The organism is Nitrospiraceae bacterium, assembly GCA_019637075.1.
In the GTDB taxonomy this organism is placed as follows: domain Bacteria; phylum Nitrospirota; class Nitrospiria; order Nitrospirales; family Nitrospiraceae; genus JAHBWI01.
Genome location: JAHBWI010000010.1, coordinates 52,070 through 66,207 on the forward strand (window position 1 = coordinate 52,070; position 14,138 = coordinate 66,207).

General features: G+C 58.3%; 14 protein-coding genes. 9 read left to right on the forward strand and 5 right to left on the reverse strand.

Features of this window, described 5'->3' with window-relative positions:
• The first annotated feature begins 42 nt into the window (after positions 1-42).
• Positions 43-1,281 carry a hypothetical protein gene (locus KF814_18370; protein ID MBX3238117.1) on the forward strand — a complete coding sequence of 413 codons (1,239 nt, stop codon included), beginning with the start codon at positions 43-45 and terminating at the stop codon, positions 1,279-1,281.
• An 82-nt stretch (positions 1,282-1,363) separates the two neighbouring features.
• Here the strand turns inward: KF814_18370 and KF814_18375 are convergent, their stop codons facing one another.
• Positions 1,364-1,618 carry a hypothetical protein gene (locus tag KF814_18375; protein ID MBX3238118.1) on the reverse strand — a complete coding sequence of 85 codons (255 nt, stop codon included), beginning with the start codon at positions 1,616-1,618 and terminating at the stop codon, positions 1,364-1,366.
• A 365-nt stretch (positions 1,619-1,983) separates the two neighbouring features.
• On the opposite strand from KF814_18375, the gene KF814_18380 reads away from it, so the two are divergent.
• The 5 genes from KF814_18380 to KF814_18400 all read left to right on the forward strand — a co-directional run bounded on the left by KF814_18380 (position 1,984) and on the right by KF814_18400 (position 10,098).
• Complete coding sequence (locus KF814_18380) at positions 1,984-4,041, forward strand: sodium-translocating pyrophosphatase (GenBank protein ID MBX3238119.1); 2,058 nt, start codon at positions 1,984-1,986, stop codon at positions 4,039-4,041.
• Between the two features lie 186 nt (positions 4,042-4,227).
• The gene (locus KF814_18385; GenBank protein MBX3238120.1) at positions 4,228-4,425 is read left to right on the forward strand and encodes a ubiquitin-like protein Pup; all 198 of its coding nucleotides are present in this window, start codon (positions 4,228-4,230) and stop codon (positions 4,423-4,425) included.
• A 221-nt stretch (positions 4,426-4,646) separates the two neighbouring features.
• Positions 4,647-6,356 carry a single-stranded-DNA-specific exonuclease RecJ gene (recJ, locus tag KF814_18390; GenBank protein ID MBX3238121.1) on the forward strand — a complete coding sequence of 570 codons (1,710 nt, stop codon included), beginning with the start codon at positions 4,647-4,649 and terminating at the stop codon, positions 6,354-6,356.
• A complete protein-coding gene (locus tag KF814_18395) occupies positions 6,356-8,539 on the forward strand; it encodes a bifunctional (p)ppGpp synthetase/guanosine-3',5'-bis(diphosphate) 3'-pyrophosphohydrolase (GenBank protein ID MBX3238122.1) in 2,184 nt (727 codons plus the stop codon). The genes recJ and KF814_18395 overlap by 1 nt, the downstream gene beginning before the upstream one ends.
• A gap of 47 nt (positions 8,540-8,586) precedes the next feature.
• Positions 8,587-10,098, forward strand: a complete 1,512-nt coding sequence (locus tag KF814_18400; GenBank protein ID MBX3238123.1) for a mechanosensitive ion channel — start codon at positions 8,587-8,589, stop codon at positions 10,096-10,098.
• Here KF814_18400 and KF814_18405 read toward each other — a convergent pair.
• Positions 10,095-10,550 (reverse strand): DUF192 domain-containing protein, encoded by a 456-nt coding sequence (locus tag KF814_18405; GenBank protein MBX3238124.1) that lies wholly within the window; start codon positions 10,548-10,550, stop codon positions 10,095-10,097. The genes KF814_18400 and KF814_18405 overlap by 4 nt on opposite strands.
• 136 nt (positions 10,551-10,686) lie before the next feature.
• Between KF814_18405 and KF814_18410 the strand changes: the two genes are divergently transcribed.
• Together KF814_18410 and KF814_18415 are read left to right on the forward strand one after the other, a co-directional pair.
• The gene (locus tag KF814_18410; protein ID MBX3238125.1) at positions 10,687-10,872 is read left to right on the forward strand and encodes a hypothetical protein; all 186 of its coding nucleotides are present in this window, start codon (positions 10,687-10,689) and stop codon (positions 10,870-10,872) included.
• Between the two features lie 216 nt (positions 10,873-11,088).
• The gene (locus tag KF814_18415) at positions 11,089-11,691 is read left to right on the forward strand and encodes an NAD(P)H-dependent oxidoreductase (protein MBX3238126.1); all 603 of its coding nucleotides are present in this window, start codon (positions 11,089-11,091) and stop codon (positions 11,689-11,691) included.
• A gap of 45 nt (positions 11,692-11,736) precedes the next feature.
• On the opposite strand, the gene KF814_18420 is transcribed toward KF814_18415, so the two are convergent.
• Entirely contained in the window at positions 11,737-11,940 is a 204-nt protein-coding gene (locus KF814_18420) for a (2Fe-2S)-binding protein (protein ID MBX3238127.1), read from the reverse strand.
• A 611-nt stretch (positions 11,941-12,551) separates the two neighbouring features.
• On the opposite strand from KF814_18420, the gene KF814_18425 reads away from it, so the two are divergent.
• On the forward strand, positions 12,552-12,842 hold the full coding sequence (locus KF814_18425) for a thermonuclease family protein (protein MBX3238128.1): 291 nt from the start codon (positions 12,552-12,554) through the stop codon (positions 12,840-12,842).
• A gap of 105 nt (positions 12,843-12,947) precedes the next feature.
• Here KF814_18425 and KF814_18430 read toward each other — a convergent pair whose 3' ends face one another.
• Both KF814_18430 and KF814_18435 read right to left on the reverse strand, forming a co-directional pair.
• Entirely contained in the window at positions 12,948-13,586 is a 639-nt protein-coding gene (locus tag KF814_18430) for a CHASE3 domain-containing protein (GenBank protein MBX3238129.1), read from the reverse strand.
• 165 nt (positions 13,587-13,751) lie between these two features.
• Positions 13,752-14,138 (reverse strand): nitrate oxidoreductase subunit beta (locus tag KF814_18435; GenBank protein ID MBX3238130.1); only part of this gene is annotated, 387 nt, incomplete at its 5' end.

Here is a 14,138-nt window from a genome sequence, read left to right on the forward strand (position 1 = left end):
GCATGGTGGGTGAGATCTGCGGGGACAGGAGGAAAAGCGACGGTGACGCATCATCGGAAGCGGGTGGCGTGGACGGTCATCGGGTTGATGCTGGGGCTCTGCATGGGGCTAGCCTATGGAGTTCAGCAGGGACTGGCCCAGGATCAAAAATCGGCTCTTTCAATCGACAAAGCATTTCCCAGTTCCAGCAAGTGCAAGCGCTGTCATGAACGTGTATTCGAAGAATGGGAAACCTCGCCGCTTTCCCGGTCCATCCATACACCAACCTTTCGGGCGGCCCTCGACGCATACCTGAATTCCCCGGCCGGCAAAGACAAGGCGTTGTGTTTTCGTTGCCATGCGCCGCACGTCCGGGAGTTCACCGATCAGGCCCAACAGTTCGTTGCCCAAGCTCAGTCCGGTGAGCCCACGTTCGATGGAGTGGCTTGCGCCCAATGCCATCTGATCAAGCAGGTCGACCGGACGAAACAACCGCCAGAGCCCAAGTACGACGTCGGCAGTAAGACCATGTATGGCCCATACAAGGACTTCGCTCAGAATTTGGCCCACCAGTCGATGGAACTCGGTCTCTTCCAGAAGTCCGATCTCTGTTTGAACTGTCATCAGGTGGTGCCGGCGGCAGCGGACCTCGGCAAGAGCAATGATTTGTTGGGCAACTGGGACCAAAGCAAGGCCGTCAAGTCCGGCAAGGAATGCCAGGCCTGTCATATGCCGGAGCAGGTCGGAGAATCTGCGAACGGTGAACGGAAACGGAAGGTGGCGAACCATACCTTCCCGGGCCGTATCGGGCAGCTTCGACAGGAGGCTGTCAAGCTCGAAGTGACCACCAAGGTCGAGGGTGAGAAGACGCTCGTGACGGTCACGGTGCAGAGCTTGGTCCCTCATAATCTTCCGACCACGCATCCGGGCTGGGCCAGCGTCGTCCTTGAACTTGATATCAAGGGGAAGAATCTCAAGACGGTCTTCAACGAGAAGCGGATCTATGGACGCGCCTACGCCGACGCCAAGGGCCAGAAGACCGTGTTTGATTTTGAAGCCACGAAGGTGCTGGAAGACACCGTCTTGAAGCCGGAAGAAAAGCGTGTGGAGACCTTCTCATTTCCCACACCGAAGGACACGAAGACGTTCGACGTCGAGGCCAGTCTCAGCTATGCCCCCGTGACCGGTCCCGCTCCGTTCCTGCAGCGCATCGAGGCAGAATCCTCCAAAGGCGCGCAGGACCCGGTGTTCCAACCGATTCCCATCGTCAAATTCAGCGAGAATATTCCGGTCAATAAATGACGTCGATCGTATCTCGTCGTGCGAGCACGGCGGGATGCATACGTATGGGCTGTGAGACGAGTGACGGCCGTGCGTTGCGGAGCTACTCGGCGACGATTTTCGAGCCAGGCGATTTCATCTTGAAGATTTGAATCGCGCTGTAGATGCCCTTGGCGGGATGATTGAGGATGAGCCGAGAATTGGTGATGTGAGTGTCGATCAGCTCGTACTGCCCCCCGCTGTAGAAGATGTCGCAGTCGTCGATCTGGCAGTTTTTGTAGACGTGGTTGTCCAGGCAGAGCTTGGCCTTACTGAAGTTCTGCTGATCCACGATGATGTAGGTCGGTTCCAGTCCCATTGGTTCCTCTCGGTCGCGGCACTATAACAAACCCCTTCGGTCTCCGCAAATCTTCACCTCATTGACCGAGCGCCTCACCCGCAATGCTGCGTCACAGGCGGGGCGCCGGGATTTTTCGTCTTGATCCGCTCCTGTCACCTGTATAGAATGGCGCCACTTTTCCAGTAGTTAGCGGTCGGAGTCAGCCCCGCACCACCCCGCGGTTTCCGCCGTCCCGACGCATACGCATTCGATGACACATATGCACGGGCGACCGTGTCACAAAGGACCTGCACGTTGCATCAAACACCATACTGAATCGAGTTCATTCCTGCGATGCCGATTCTCCTGTCGGATCGGTATCACGCCAACAAAAGGAGCGCACTGTGAGTGACTCAGCGATTATCACCTTTGCATTGATTGCTGCTGCAGCGGGGATCGCGTATGGGCTCTATCTGGCGATGTGGGTGTTCAAGCTGAACGCCGGCAATGCCAAGATGCAGGAGATCGCGAAAGCGATTCAGGAAGGCGCCAGCGCCTACATGAACCGTCAGTATAGGATGGTCGGTATGGTGGCGGCGGGTCTTTTCGTGGTGCTCTGGGGAGCCGGAGCCGTATCGGATAAGTTCGGATTTCTGACGGCAATTGGATTTCTCGTCGGTGCCGGCGCATCGGCGATCGCCGGCTATGTCGGCATGATCATCGCCGTGCGAGCCAATGTCCGAACGGCACAGGCGGCGCACGATGGAATGAATGCGGCTCTGACCGTGGCTTTCCGTGGCGGTGCCGTGACCGGTCTTCTGTTGATCGGTCTGGGCTTGCTGGCGATCACGGGGTTCTACACGCTGGCTACACAAATGGCCGGCCAGGAGAAGGCAATCCATGCGCTGCTGAGCCTTGGATTCGGTGGTAGTTTGATTTCGGTGTTTGCGCGGGTTGGCGGCGGGATCTATACGAAGGCCGCCGACGTGGGCGCAGACTTGGTCGGGAAAGTCGAAGCGGGAATTCCGGAAGACGACCCTCGCAACCCGGCGGTCATCGCCGATAACGTCGGGGACAATGTCGGCGATTGCGCCGGCATGGCGGCGGACCTCTTCGAGACCTACGCGGTGACGACGGTCGCGGCGATGGTACTCGCCTTCACGATGTTCAAGGGACAAAGCGCTCCGATTCTCTATCCACTGGCGTTGGGTGCTGTCACGATTTTCGCCACGATCATCGGTATTCTATTCGTGAAGGTGAGCCCTGGCGGAGAGATCATGCCGGCCCTCTATAAAGGCCTGTTCGTCGCCGGTGGGATCGCAGCGGTGGCCTTCTTCCCGATCACGACGAAGGTGATGGAAGGGGTCGGGGGAGTCAGCGGCGTCAGCTACTACATCGCTGCGCTCCTCGGCTTGATCGTGACGCTGGCCCTGGTATTCATCACCGACTACTACACCTCGAAGAGCTATGCACCGGTGAAGGACATCGCTAAGGCGAGCGAGACGGGGCATGCGACGAACATCATCGCCGGCTTAGCCGTCGGCATGCAGTCGACGGCCGCGCCGGTGGTGGTGATCGCGGCGGCGATCTTGATCAGCTTCTGGATCTGCGGCGGGGCGGCCTCCGGCGGTTTGTACGGTGTGGCGGTGGCGGCGGTCTCGATGTTGTCGATGGCCGGGATCGTGGTCGCGATCGACGCATTCGGTCCGATCACCGACAACGCGGGCGGGATTGCGGAAATGTCTCACTTGGGAAAAGCCGTTCGCGACATTACCGATCCGTTGGATGCGGTCGGCAATACGACCAAAGCGGTCACGAAGGGCTACGCGATCGGCTCGGCCGGACTTGCGGCGGTGGTGTTGTTTGCCGAGTATTCACGCGAGGTCGCAGCGCATAATCCAGCCCTGGCGGCTTTTGACCTATCCGATCCAAAGGTGTTGGTCGGATTGTTCTTGGGCGGAATGTTGCCGTTTTTATTCGGCGCGCTCTGCATGAAAGCGGTGGGGCAGGCAGGCGGCTTGATTGTCGAGGAGGTTCGTCGCCAGTTCCGCACGATTAAGGGCATCATGGAAGGAACGGGGAAACCGGAATACGGGACGTGTGTCGACATCGTGACCCAGGCGGCGATCCAAAAGATGATGATCCCTGGCTTGATTCCGGTCGCTTCGCCGATTGTGATCGGACTCGTGCTTGGACCTCAGGCACTGGGAGGCATGCTGGTCGGCAGCATCGTGACCGGGCTTTTCGTGGCCATTTCCATGACGAGCGGGGGTGGCGCCTGGGACAATGCGAAGAAGTACATCGAAGAGCAGGGATTGAAGGGGTCGGATACCCACAAGGCTGCGGTGACCGGCGATACGGTCGGTGACCCCTACAAAGATACCGCTGGGCCTGCCGTCAATCCGATGATCAAAGTCATCAATATCGTCGCGCTGTTGATCGTCTCACTGATCGTGCGATAGGGCGAGGCAGAGCCGGATCTCGTGTGTCAGGTCTCATTGAGCCGGGCAATTGTCCCGGCTCAATGAGACTTGTTGCTTTGAGGCGAGTCGGCCTTTCCTTCAATGGCTTGACGGCTTTACGAACCCTGGGGTAAGGTGACAATAGAGTGTGGAACAGCCGTGCTCAGTCCACTGGGAGGTGCTCCGATGGAGAAACAAGAGAGGAGACCGGAATCCAGGAAGGAATCCCATAGCAAAGAAGAAGTAAAGCCGAATCCGAAAGTCGTCGAGTCCGGCAAGAAGATGAAAGAGGACATCGATAAGTTGGTCGATGAAATCGACGACGTGCTCGAAAAAAATGCGGAAGAATTCGTGAAAAATTACGTGCAAAAAGGGGGCGAATAGCCGCCCCCCCGTTCCGTCTCCCTTCAGCAGCGCCTCCATCCCCCAAACCCTCCCTGAGGTCGTGCCGCAGTTCTCCGGTCCTTTCCGATGAGTTCCTGCATCGCTGTGCAGGCCGGCGTGTTCAGATGAGATCTGAGTGGTTTGACAATCCGTAAGCGAGCCGATAACATTCCCCTTACTTCTCAGTCACTTCTGACTGTTCAAGCCGCAGACAGGTGGTCATGCGACAAAAGCTTTGGGTCTTTCGTCCGTCAAATCCCGCACTCCAGATGAATCTGTCTCGAGCCTTGTCAATTTCCCCTGTCACAGCCTCGATCTTGATGGCAAGGGGCGTGACGTCGGCGGATGAGGCGACGCGCTGGATGTCCGGAGATCAAGGTGGGCTCCATGATCCTTTCCTGTTGCCGGATATGGAGGCGGCGATCGATCGGCTCCAACGGGCTTTGCGCGGAAATGAGCGTGTCTGTTTTTACGGCGACTATGATGTGGACGGAGTCTCGGCTACCAGTTTGTATCTTTCGTTTTACCGGGGGCTTGGGGGGCAGGCGATACCCTACATCCCCCATCGGGTGCAGGAAGGATATGGGCTCAACGAAGCCGCGATACGGCACTTGTCGCAAGAGGGGGTGACGCTGCTCATCACGTCCGATTGCGGGACGACTTCGCATCGGGAAATCGCGCTGGCGGCGCAACTCGGAATCGATGTCGTGGTGACGGATCACCATCAAACCGACGAGACGATGCCATCTGCGGTCGCGGTATTGAACCCGCATCGCCGCGACGCGCGCTATCCGTTTCGTGGACTCTGCTCGGCTGGGCTGGCCTACAAGGTCGTATCGGCCTACTGCAGGAAATACGGTGCCGGTGAATTGCCGCCGGAATCCTTTCTGGATTTGATGGCGTTGGCCACGGTGGCGGATGTCGTCCCGTTGCAGGATGAAAACCGCATCCTCGTCCGTGAAGGACTGGCGCAGCTCACACGCGGCGCGCGCTGTGGGGTGCGGGCCCTCAAGCAGGTCGCCGGTATTACAAAACCTTGCACGGCCGAGACCGTTGCGTTTCGTTTGGGCCCGCGACTGAATGCGGCCGGTCGTCTGGATCATGCGCTTGCCTGCGTTCGACTACTTACGACCGAGTCCGACTATGAAGCCAAAGAGCTTGCCGACCACCTGGAGCAACTGAATCGGCGGCGACAAGAAATCGAAGAAGACATCACTCGGGAAGCGGGCGAGCAATTGGCGCAGGACGAGTCTCGATCGGCGATCGTGTTGGCGTCCTCGAAATGGCACTTGGGCGTGGTGGGGATCGTCGCGGCCCGTCTTGTCGACCGGTTCCACAAACCGAGCATCGTCATGGCCATCAACGAGAAGGGGCTCGGGAAGGGGTCGGCGCGGACGGTCGAGGGGTTCGATTTGTACCAGGGGTTGACGGCTTGCCGCGAGCTCCTCGATGCTTACGGCGGACACCCAAGCGCGGCCGGCCTTACGATTCAGGCCTCGCGGATCGAAGAGTTCCGCCGGCGCTTCGATGAGGTGGCCACTGCCTGGGCGGGGGCGGCTCCCTCGCAGCCGACTCTGCACGTTGATGCGGAGGTCAATCTGACGGACGTGAATTTCGGGCTCATCCGGGAATTGGAGTCGCTGCACCCATTCGGCGCGGGCAATCCCGAGCCGACGCTGGCTGTGCGGGGATTGCAGGTGTTGGAGGCCCGGGTGGTGGGCGAGAAACACCTCAAGTTGCGGGTTCGTCAAGGCCGGTCCTTGACGTTCGACAGCATCGGGTTTCGCATGGGATCGTTTGAGGAGTTGGGGCTCACAACGAGCAAGCCGGTGGATCTGGCCTTTAGTCCGGAGCGGAATCATTGGAACGGCTACGACCGTCTGCAATTGCGTATCAGAGCATTGCGGATGACGGAGGGAGTGTCCTCGTAATGCCGCACGAGACGGTGACCCGGCTCGACCAACTGATCGAGCGTGTCAAAAGCTACAACGTCGACGCAGATCTGGACCTGGTAAAGCAGGCCTATGAATTTTCCGCCAGGGCTCATGAAGGCCAGACCCGGCGGTCGGGAGAGCCGTATCTTCAACATCCACTGGCCGTCGCGGGCCTCCTGACGCATCTCAAGACCGATGTGGCCGCGATTGTGGCGGGGCTGTTGCATGACACGCTGGAGGATACGCTGGCGACGCCGGCCGAACTCGAACAGCGGTTCGGCAAGGATGTGGTCCACCTGGTGGACGGCGTCACGAAGATCGGAAAAATTACCTTCCGGAGCTACGAGGAAAAGCAGGCCGAAAATTTTCGCAAGATGGTCCTCTCGATGGCGGACGACATCAGGGTCGTCCTCATTAAGCTGGCCGACCGGCTGCACAACATGCGCACGCTCGAGTACCTGAGCGAGCGCAAGCGGCATGAGATCGCCCAGGAAACGCTCGAAATTTACGCCCCGCTGGCGAATCGGTTGGGGATCGGTTGGATCAAGAACGAACTCGAGGACCTCTGTCTCAAGCATTTGAAGCCGGAGGTGTATGAGCAGCTGCGGATTCGCGTGGCGAAGCGGGATGAAGATCGCCAGCAGTACATTCAGGAAGTGATCGAGGTGGTGAAGGGTGCCATTGCCGAAGCGGGCCTCACCGGCGATGTCTATGGGAGGCCGAAGCATCTGTACGGCATCTACCAGAAGATGGAAAAGCAATCGATTACCTTCGAGGAGGTCTACGACCTCGCGGCGCTTCGGATCATCACCGATACCAAGATGAGCTGTTATGCCCTGTTGGGGGTCATCCATTCGCTCTGGCGGCCGCTGCCCGGCCGCTTCAAGGACTACATTGCGATTCCCAAGTCCAACCTGTATCAGTCCCTGCATACCACTGTAGTTGGCCCAAAAGGTGAGCACGTGGAGTTCCAGATCCGCACGGAGGAAATGCATCGCGTGTCGGAGCACGGCATCGCCGCCCATTGGAAGTACAAAGAGCAGGGCCGCATCGACGAAAAAGACGGCAAGGTGTTCAGTTGGTTGCGGCAGTTCGTGGAATGGCATCAGGATCTTCCGGACAACCGGCAATTCATGGATTCCGTGAAGCTCGATCTGTTTCACGACGTGGTCTACGTGTTTACGCCCAAGGGCATGGTCAAGGAGTTGCCCAAAGGGTCGACGCCGGTCGATTTTGCCTATTCGATCCATACCGAGATCGGAGACCATTGCGTCGGCGCCAAGGTCAACGGGAAGATCGTGCCGCTGAAGCATTCGATGGAGAGCGGTGATACCATTGAAATTTTGACCTCGCCCAACCAAACGCCGCACAAGGATTGGCTGAAGTTCGTCCGTACGTCTCGGGCCAAGACCAAGATCAAACATTGGATCAAGGCGGAAGAGCAGGCGCGGAGCGTGGAAATCGGCAAACGCCTACTGGAGGCCGAGTTCCGTCGCCACGGGCTGGCACCGGCCCAGATGATTCGCTCGGAACAGCTGCTGGAGGTGGCGAAGCAGGCCGGGTATGAAACGACCGAAGAGTTGGCTGCCGCCGTGGGATTCGGGCATCTCCCGACCTCTCAAATCATCAGCAAGTTCACCTCCACGGTGCCGGCCGAGACGCAGCCGACGCAAGTCGAGCCGGAGTCGCCCCAGAAACCCGTCGCGGGCAAAGCCGACCATCAAGGTGTTCAAGTCAAAGGCGCGCGCGATCTTCTCATGCAGCTTTCACGTTGCTGCAACCCCGTTCCCGGTGATCGAATTTTGGGTTACATCACGAGAGGGCGTGGGCTTACGATTCACACTATCGATTGTCCGAATCTCGAGGCGTTGGACTACGATAAGAACCGGTTGGTGGAAGTCGAGTGGGATTTGGCCATGCCGGGGACCCATGCAGTCAAGGTCTCGGTCATCGCGGTCGATAGGACGGGCGTGTTGGCAAACGTGTCGGCAGCCATTGCCGAATGTTCCGCCAACATCAGTCGTGCGGAAATCACAACCAGGGAAGACCGTAAGGCTGTCCTCGATTTCGTCATCGAGATTACGGATACGGCCCATTTGCATCGGGTCCTGAAGACAATCGAAAAGGTCGATGGTGTCATCACTGCCCGCCGAGTTCGGTCGTGGCAGGAGCGGGCATGAGGAGTGCACCTTTCCGGCTGGTCGTCTCCTAGAAGGATATTTCTAGTATGAGTCTTGGCATGGTGGTCGGCGGAGGGATCGGGTTGGTCGCCGCTGTCCTCTTGCCTCTCCTCGGTGTCGCCTACCTCTCCTATCGCCGTGGGCGAAACATTCCCATTCTCGTGCTGCTGGCAGGCCCGCTGGCGTTGCTGCTGGGCGGGGTCGCCATCTTCATCCACAGCGAGGCAGGTCCCGATCTCTCTCCGTTGGCTCGCTCGGCCGTCAATGTTGCGGCAGCGATGGGCGCGGCGTTTTTCCTCTTTACTATCCTCGATTTCCTGATCATCGGCGAATTCCTGATCGAGCGTGGAAACCGGTATATCCCCGACGTCGTCCGCCAAATTCTGATCGGCGTGGAGGTGGTCGCTGCGGGGGTGTTGTTCCTCTGGCTCATCATGGGCATCAACCTTGTTGCCTTGGTCGCGTTGCCCACCGTGGCGGCGGCTGTGGTTGGTGTGGCGTTGAAGGATACGTTGGCGCGATTCTTCGCCGGGATTGAACTTGGCAAGGTGGTCAAGGTCGGCGATTGGATCTCGACCATGGAGAAGGAAGGGCTGGTCACGCATATCGGTATGGAGCATGTCACGCTGAAGACGCGCGAGCAGGATACGATCTCGCTCCCGAACGACAGCGTGATTAGTGCCGGGGTGACGAACTATAACCGACCTACGACGACGCATCTCTGCTCAGTCTATGTCGATGCGGCCTATCGGACTCCCCCGGAAATCGTCTGCGAGACGCTGGTCGAGGCCGCGTCCGCAGCCCCGGGTGTGCTGGCCGAACCCAAGCCTTATTCAATGGTCACGAACTTCGGCGAATCGGCTATTCAATATCGCGTCAAGTTTCCAATCTCCGATTACGCCCGCTATCCGGTCATCGAAAGCCAAGTGCGGACCTACATCTGGCATGCCTTTGCCAGACGAGGGATCGAGATTCCATTCCCGCAGCGCGTGTTGCATCAAACGTCGGAGGCGCCGAGCGATCCACTCGACAAGACCATCCACCGTATCGTCGGCCGCCTGACGGTAATCGATTTCTTAGCTGCGCTGGATGAAAAGCAACTGGAAACTTTGGCCCGTGAGGCTCGGCTGGAAAGCTATCTGCCGGGTGAGCGGGTGGTGCGACAGGGCGACCCCGGACAAGACCTGTTTGTCATCGTATCCGGCAAGGCTGATGTGCGGCTGGAGCAGGGCGGGTTGAGTTCAGTGGTGACGACGCTGGGAGCCGGGCAGTTTTTTGGAGAAATGTCGCTCCTGACCGGTGAACCCCGGTCTGCGACGGTGGTAGCTGCTGAGACTCTGCAGGTGATTGCGGTCGGCAAGGATGCCCTTCTTCAGGTGGTGCAACAGGATCGACGACTGGTTGAGCAAATTGGCGAGGTCGTGGCCCGTCGGCATGCCGCCACGGCTGCAGCGAAGGCACAGCTATCCAAGGAGGCCGCGGCGTTGGCCGCCTCCTCGCAAGCAAAGTCATTGGTTGAACGGATTCAGAATTTTCTCTGGGGACCGAAGAGCCATTAGGGCACTTTGAAATCAAGGCGCATGCCGCGCTGCAATTCAAGCGCCTCCGCCCGCCCGCTGCCGAGTTCCAGGACATACAGCGCGCCGATATTCGGCCGGTATTGGGGGCAGCTGTCGTCTTGGTAGGTACAAATCGGGACGTTGTGCTCGATATGGACGATCTTCTTCCTGTCGTCCATCCAGATAATATCCAGCGGGATTTTCGTGTTCTTCATCCAGAAGGTGTGGGGCTGCGCGTCTCCGAAGGTGAACAACATCCCTCGATCATCCGCCAGGTGTTCTCGAAACATCAGACCTTTCGCCCGTTTCATGGGCGTGTCAGCCAACTCAGCCGATATCGTCGCGCCTTTGGGCGTTTTCACGGCAATGAGTGTTTCCGGCTCTTCCGCGGGGCTCAAGGAGGCCAACATTAGCGTCACTATCACGCCAAGGATCGAGAATCTGATACGCATAGGCGCATCCTAGCGAGGCCGGTATAGGGTCGTCAAGGCAGCGGACTTCCGTGAGACCGCCGTCGGACCTTGCCTTGCATTTCGCTCAATGCGTGTGCCATCCTCATCACCCTGCGATGTCCAAGGAGGCTCCGTTATGAAAGAAAAGCGCCGGGTGCTGTACAAGAAGGGCGTGTTTGTGTGCCCGAAATGCCGTCAATCCTATGTGCAGGAAAAGTGGATCGAGGAGTTTCGAATCCGCTGCCACAAGTGCGACTACCGAGGTACGTTGACCGAGGTGTCCGTCGAAGAGCACATGGACGAGGAAACGGTTCGCTACTAGGGAAGACACTGTTCCCGTCGGCCATCGTGAGTTCAGCCCCGTTGCAAAGGGGCGTGCCGATCGCGCCTCAGTCACCTCGCACTGAGGCGCAGCTTTCATACCTCCTGTTGAGTTGACTTATTCTTAGGCATTGGGCCCTGTCTGTTTCTTCCAATCGTCTCCATCCAGCCGCATCCGCGTCGGGAGCGGTTTCTAACTTTGTGAATGAGGCCTGATATGAACAAGTGGATCTCGTGCATCCTGCTGTGCATCGGCTGGTTGATGGGAGCGGCAGATCCTGGATTGGCCGATTCGCCGGAACCGGTCCTCCATGTTCTGGTAGCTTACCATTCTCTTTCCGGTCAGACGGAAAAGATGGCGGAGGCCGTTGCTCATGGAGCTCGCGGAGTCGCTCGGACCGAAGTCATTCTGAAACGTGTGCGGCAGGTGACGGCCGAAGATCTATTCGGGGCAGATGCCATCGTCCTGGGGTCGCCGGTGTATTGGTCCAATATGGCAGGGGAGGTGAAAGCGTTCATCGACGATTGGCAATTCAAGTTCGGCGTGTTTCCCGAATTCAAGCTGAAGAATCGGGTCGGCGCGGCATTCGCTACCGGTGGACAGATCTCGAGCGGCAAGGAATTGACGATGCTCTCGATTCTCGCGGCGATGCTCGGCAACTATATGATCGTGGTGAGCGGGGGCGGTGCATTTGGGGCATCTGCTACGACGGAAGGGGACAGCCCTGGCATTGATGAGAAAGAATTGGCTGCGGCCCGTGAGCTCGGGCAACGGGTGGCCGAGGTGGCTTGGGCTGTGAAAAAAGGCTTCGGCCGGTAGCGCTACTGGTAGGCAGGTAACAATCGGGAACGAGCAGAGGAGAGGTCAGGACGCGATCTTATTTCCCAAACCGTCCAAGTGGCTCTGAGCCAGCGCGACAAGCTCGTGGATGTTCTTGGCGCAGCGACCGCAACATCCCTTGTCGCGAAGTCCGAACTCAGCGATAAGCTGGCGGGTCGTCACGCAGCCTGTTCGGCCAGCTTCCCGCACATCCGATTCAGTCAACCCTTTGCAGAGGCACACATACATAATTCGTGCTCCTTCCGACCGGGTCAATTCAGCTGCATGGCGATTATGAGAAGCATTCTCAACTGTGCAAAGTATACCGCCCATCCCCGGATCTGTCAATCGCGCATCCGTCCGCTTCCAGCCTCTTTTCTCCGCAGCGGCAGCTAGGGCCTTGAAAGGTGCATCTAATGAGCTCGTGGATTGCAAGTGATTGATTATGCATGAAAATATTCTATGTTGACCCGCAGTCGGTTGGCGGCCCTGAACCAAGGGCAGTGGAAATGCTGAAGCGACTCGAGATTTCATCCAGGAATGGTGATAGACTGCGCCTCTCCTGCACTCATTGAAATTGCAGCCTGTGGCAGAACTGCTCTCTTGAATCTTCGATCCATATCTTCCGGAACCTGCGCTCAATGGCTCGCGGCGTTTCACGGATGATGCGACCTCGTTCAACCTTCCTGATCTGGGGCTCTTTCGCTCTTGCTTGGGGACTCCTTGCTCCCGCACCGGCCTTCTCCCTCGCCACCGCCGTCACGCCATATGGTCCGGCCACGATACTCGGTTGCCATGACGGTGACACCTGCACCATCAGTATTCCTTCCTTGCCGAGTTTGTTCGGGGAGAAATTGCCCATGCGCCTGGTGGGTATTGATACGCCGGAGATCAACGGAGCCTGTGAATTCGAGCGTCAACTGGCAATCAGGGCTAGACAGTTTCTCCTTTCCAAGTTGCAAGGCGGAGGTCGGGTGGAAATCCAGCCAGTCGCGCGGGATAAGTATTTTCGGATTCTCGCCTTGGTATCCGTCGATGGGCAGGATCTGGCGGATGAAATGGTCTCGGCCGGACTGGCCGTCTCCTACAGCGGTGGAACGAAACGTCCCTGGTGTCCTCCTAGCAATCGCCCTTCCCATCCAGTCCCATAGAGGTCGCACCACCGCGTTCCGATCCCTTGTAGCTGCCTGTTGTTGCTGCGAGGTCAGACATACTCTGTTGAAGGCATGGCGCCTGACCGTCGCGGCTGCAATCGGTTAGGAGCGGGCAGAGAGAGAATTCGGTTGTGTGGGAGCGAAGGCTCGCGCCACCGAAAAGCATGTGAGCACTGCCGCTGTGTCGAGCAGTAACAGTTGCCACCCGGTTCGCCAGGACCAGACTTCGTGGTCCGACTCCTCCAAAGGAATTTCGTGGTCGACTCGGGACTCAAAGTCCTTGAAGGCTTTATCGATGGTCAAGAAAAGGGCTCGTCCATCTCCGACTTTGACATAGAGATCTACCTGGTCTCGTTGGCCGTTCTCCGCGATGGTCGTGAGGCGATTCTTGCTGGCTACGAACTCTGTGACCCTGGCGTGTAACAGCCCTATGCCTCCCTGAAGCCGTTGGTCACCCGCGGTCAGCATCATCAACCGGTCGGTAATGGAGGTCAATTGCGCTTCAGCTGACTGGAGTGGCTCCAAGAATGTTTTCTGTCCCGCCAAGAGATAGCCACGAAAACTGGTTTCTACCTCCACCACCAGGCGTTCAAGGCGGAGGATCTGCTCGATGATCAGGGCGCGCTTGAGTTGGGCGTTTGATCGTGATTTCCACTGCCCGAACAATGTCACGTGCCCGAGCAGAAACAGTATAAGGACGGCGGTCATGGCGGGAAGAAACCAGAAAGATCGAGGATACATGGTTGCGTCTAAGCCGGTGCGTAGAATCGGATGAATCGCATTGCGAGTCACAATATGCTGCGCGGGGCTGTGTGAACGTACCCTCAACATGGGCGGTGGGGGCAGAACGTTGTCTCCGCCCCCACCTGCAGGTAGGCTTGTCTCCTATCCTGCTATACCCATGTCTTAGAGCCAGTTGACCCGTTCTGCGGGTCGGATGTAGATCGGCTCTTCGACCTGAATGCGCGCCACTTCCTTGCCCGACTTGTTGAAGCCCAGCACGGTGTCGTTATACATGTCGAATCGCTTCCCGTGGATCTGGGTTTCGAACACTTTCGGGCCCGGAATGACGTCGTACCGGAAGATGATCTGCTGGCTGGCGCGCCACAATTGCAGCACCGCCAACAGTTCGCGGCTCGGCACGAGATACTTCTCGATCGCATTGTCGACGCCCGGCCCGAACATCTGCCGGTTGTAGCCCCGCGGCGCGTGCCGCGGCGGAATATAGTACCCGTTGGGCTCCGTCCCCCATTGCGGGAACAGCGGCAAGGCCACCTGCTCCACGCGGATCGT

Coding starts and splice junctions, on each gene's coding strand:
- KF814_18420 (MBX3238127.1), bottom strand. CDS start 11,940: ATGTATGTGTGCCTCTGCAAAGGGTTGACTGAATCGGATGTGCGGGAA.
- KF814_18400 (MBX3238123.1), top strand. CDS start 8,587: ATGAGTCTTGGCATGGTGGTCGGCGGAGGGATCGGGTTGGTCGCCGCT.
- recJ (MBX3238121.1), top strand. CDS start 4,647: ATGCGACAAAAGCTTTGGGTCTTTCGTCCGTCAAATCCCGCACTCCAG.
- KF814_18410 (MBX3238125.1), top strand. CDS start 10,687: ATGAAAGAAAAGCGCCGGGTGCTGTACAAGAAGGGCGTGTTTGTGTGC.
- KF814_18415 (MBX3238126.1), top strand. CDS start 11,089: ATGAACAAGTGGATCTCGTGCATCCTGCTGTGCATCGGCTGGTTGATG.
- KF814_18385 (MBX3238120.1), top strand. CDS start 4,228: ATGGAGAAACAAGAGAGGAGACCGGAATCCAGGAAGGAATCCCATAGC.
- KF814_18405 (MBX3238124.1), bottom strand. CDS start 10,550: ATGCGTATCAGATTCTCGATCCTTGGCGTGATAGTGACGCTAATGTTG.
- KF814_18375 (MBX3238118.1), bottom strand. CDS start 1,618: ATGGGACTGGAACCGACCTACATCATCGTGGATCAGCAGAACTTCAGT.
- KF814_18395 (MBX3238122.1), top strand. CDS start 6,356: ATGCCGCACGAGACGGTGACCCGGCTCGACCAACTGATCGAGCGTGTC.
- KF814_18430 (MBX3238129.1), bottom strand. CDS start 13,586: ATGTATCCTCGATCTTTCTGGTTTCTTCCCGCCATGACCGCCGTCCTT.
- KF814_18425 (MBX3238128.1), top strand. CDS start 12,552: ATGCGCCTGGTGGGTATTGATACGCCGGAGATCAACGGAGCCTGTGAA.